At 63.2% G+C, this 3,084-nt stretch carries 2 protein-coding genes and 1 pseudogene; 1 reads left to right on the top strand and 2 read right to left on the bottom strand.

Features of this window, described 5'->3' with window-relative positions:
• Together VMR39_RS24475 and VMR39_RS24470 are read right to left on the bottom strand one after the other, a co-directional pair.
• Positions 1-632, bottom strand: a pseudogene (locus VMR39_RS24475) (hypothetical protein); the annotation flags it as partial.
• Between the two features lie 107 nt (positions 633-739).
• Positions 740-2,014: a hypothetical protein gene (locus VMR39_RS24470; RefSeq protein WP_325420124.1), complete on the bottom strand. Its 1,275-nt coding sequence runs from the start codon at positions 2,012-2,014 to the stop codon at positions 740-742.
• 279 nt (positions 2,015-2,293) lie between these two features.
• Between VMR39_RS24470 and VMR39_RS24465 the strand changes: the two genes are divergently transcribed.
• The coding region (locus VMR39_RS24465) for a DNA gyrase subunit A (protein WP_325420122.1) at positions 2,294-3,084 on the top strand (791 nt) is incomplete at its 3' end.

Here is a 3,084-nt window from a genome sequence, read left to right as displayed (position 1 = left end):
TGGCTAACTTCAGCCCAGTCGCCTGCCTGATAAGCCATCGAAATGCCGCGATCGATCCATGGCAAGGGCACCGGTTCACCCGAAGCACGCTTCTGCACGATGGCGGCCTGAAGATATGGCCGCGCGTCCTTGGGCTTGTTGCGACGCATCGCAATGTCGGCGCGCAACATGGAGGCGTCAACGCCATCATAGCCCAACGTCTTGGCGTAATCGAGCTGCGCGATCGCGTCATCATAATTGCCGACGACGTAGGACAGATAGCCAGCCGTGTAGCGCAGCCGCGGCGCGTCCGTCTTGGGCACAGCCGTCGTCTTGAACAGGTCGGTCAACGCAATCCGCTGCGCCTGTACGTCGCGCTTCTGCACCGCAAGCTGGTAGCGAAGACCGGCCGCGACATAGGCCTCGAAATCGGTGGCGGGCATAAGGCTGCTGATCTGCGTCGACGCCGTCGCCACGTCTCGCGCCTTCAGTGCTGCTTCGGCGGACTGGACATTGGCGCGAAATGCATCCGACATGGTAATCGGCGGCCCGGCTACCACCAGCTTCTTCTTTGCCAAGGCAGGCGTTCCAGCCAACATAGCCGCAGCTGCCACCATGGACAGCCCGCCCGAAATAACCTTCAATTTATGCATGGCCGCCCCGGCCTCCCCCAAATAATCCATGCCGGAACCAACCGGCATCATAACCTCAACCAGCGATCCTGTGCGCTGCCGCACGCAAGCGGCAGCGCACAACGGGATCAGGCGCCCTTGGTACCGAGATACGCCAGCCAGAGGCTGGCGACCTGCTTGCGCGAACCGGCCTGAACTGCCTGGAATGCCGCCTTGGCACCGGCGGTGTCGCCCCCCAGCGTCTTGGCGATGCCGAGGCGCGTATTCACCTCGTCGGCGTCGACGCCACCCTTCTGCTTGGCCAGTTCGAACATCGTTACCGCCTTGGCATAATCGCCATAGCCCAGATAGGCGTCGGCAGTGGCCGCCGCGATCTTGCCGTTGGCAGCCTTCTGCGCATCGGCTTCAGCCGAACCCAGCGAGCCTTTATCGCCGGCGATCTTGGCCACGGCGGGCTGATAGACATCACCGCCCGCGCTGGCGTTCAACACCCCCTTCGCGCGGCCTTTGTCGATCACCGACTTCACTTCGCCGTAGATGCCGGTCTTCGATGCCATTTCGGCATATTCGGTATAGTCGGCGGCGATCACTAGGCCGTCGGAAGCGCCAAGCAGGCGCAGAACGTCGAGATTTTCTCGGTTTGAAATGGTCGGATTGGCGCGCTGGAACAGGCGGACCAGCGTGCGGAGGTTTTGGCCGCTCGGTTCAGCCTGATAGGCCATGGTTGCCCATTCGGTCACTTCCGGCAGCTTCGCCGCCTCAGCGCGACCGACGCCAATCTGATACCACTGCGCAGGCGGCTGCTGCCCCGACGCCTTCGTCGCATCCGCCGCAGCCTTGAGCGCAGCAAGGCCCTTCTGGGTCAGACCGCGCGCGGGCTCGGCCGACGTGTTGGTGGTACCAGCCTTGCCGAAATAGGCCTGCGCCAGAGTCGGCTGAACCTGCTCCGTCTTGTAACCGGCCGCAAGAGCGGCTTCACCGCGCTGGATGGCGAGGTCGTAATTTTTCGCTTGCAACGCCTGGTCGGCCGCGATGGCGTTGAACTGACCGGCCTGTTCCGGCGGGGTGAGACCACTATCCAGCATCTGGGTCAGCGCTTCGCCTTGCATCGCCGCATCCTTGGACTGGATCGACGTGTTCAGCTTGATCGCACCGATCTGATATTTGTCGTCGTTCGACTGCGCCATGCTGTCGGCCTCAGCCAGCGCGGCCTTGGCGCCCGCGAAGTCCTGCTTCTCAGCGGCGGCCTGCGCGGTCTGGAGCGCCTTGATCACGTCGGGCGACACGTTGAGCTTCGGGCCGGCCTTCTTCTCTTCCTTCTTCGCGGCAAAGGCGGGCGCCGAAACGGCACCGCCCGTCAGCGCCAGAGCCAGCGCGAGCGCCACCGGGGTAACAAAACGCATGATCCTCATCTCCTTTGCGCGCCTGTCAGGGGTATCAGGCGACCTTTCGGGGTTAAGCGCCGATTAGGGGCCGGCGCGTGAATGGGCATTGAACAAGCCTATCTTGTCGCATTTTGCAACAGTTATGCGCCCCCTTCGTTCCGCCCGCAAATATTCGTCACGCGGCATACCGCCTTGGCTGCACACGCAGGCGCGCGAGCGCGCGCGAGGGGTGACAGATTTGTTTCGCTGGGCTAGTGCATCAGCAACGAACGCATCCATCCAAAAAAGAGAATCGCATTGACCGACGAGACTGCCCTCGCCGACCCTTCGGATATCAGCCCCATCTCCATCGTCGAGGAGATGAAGACCAGCTATCTCGATTACGCCATGTCGGTCATCGTCGCCCGCGCCCTGCCGGACGTGCGTGACGGGCTGAAGCCGGTGCATCGCCGCATTCTCTTCTCGGCCCAGGAATCGGGCTTCGTCTACAACCGCCCCTATCGCAAGTCGGCCCGTCTGGTCGGTGAAGTGATGGGTAAATACCACCCGCACGGCGACAGCTCGATCTACGACGCATTGGCCCGCATGACCCAGGATTGGTCGATGCGCGTTCCGCTGATCGACGGCCAGGGCAATTTCGGTTCGATGGACCCCGATCCGCCGGCCGCCATGCGTTATACCGAAGCGCGGCTCGCCAAGGTGGCGACCGCGCTGCTGGACGATCTCGACAAGGACACGGTCGATTTCCAGCCCAACTATGACGCCTCGGAAAACGAGCCGCAGGTGCTGCCGGCGCGCTTCCCGAACCTGCTGGTCAACGGCGCGGGCGGCATCGCGGTCGGCATGGCGACCAACATACCGCCGCACAACCTGGGCGAAGTACTGCGCGCCTGCCTTGCCTATATCGACAATCCCGGCATCACCACGGACGAACTGATCCAGATCGTCCCTGGCCCAGACCCTCAGCCCCGGACTGGAGCAGTCGCTCTACTTCCACTCCAGCCAGGCCTCCGTGAAAGGCAGCAAGAACTACGCGGGCATCGCCGACCCGGTGGTGGACGCCATGGTCGAGAAGCTCCTCGGTGCCC

The sequence above is a fragment of the Sphingobium sp. genome (assembly GCF_035511395.1).
GTDB lineage: Bacteria > Pseudomonadota > Alphaproteobacteria > Sphingomonadales > Sphingomonadaceae > Sphingobium.
This window is presented reverse-complemented; position numbering and strand designations above follow the sequence as displayed.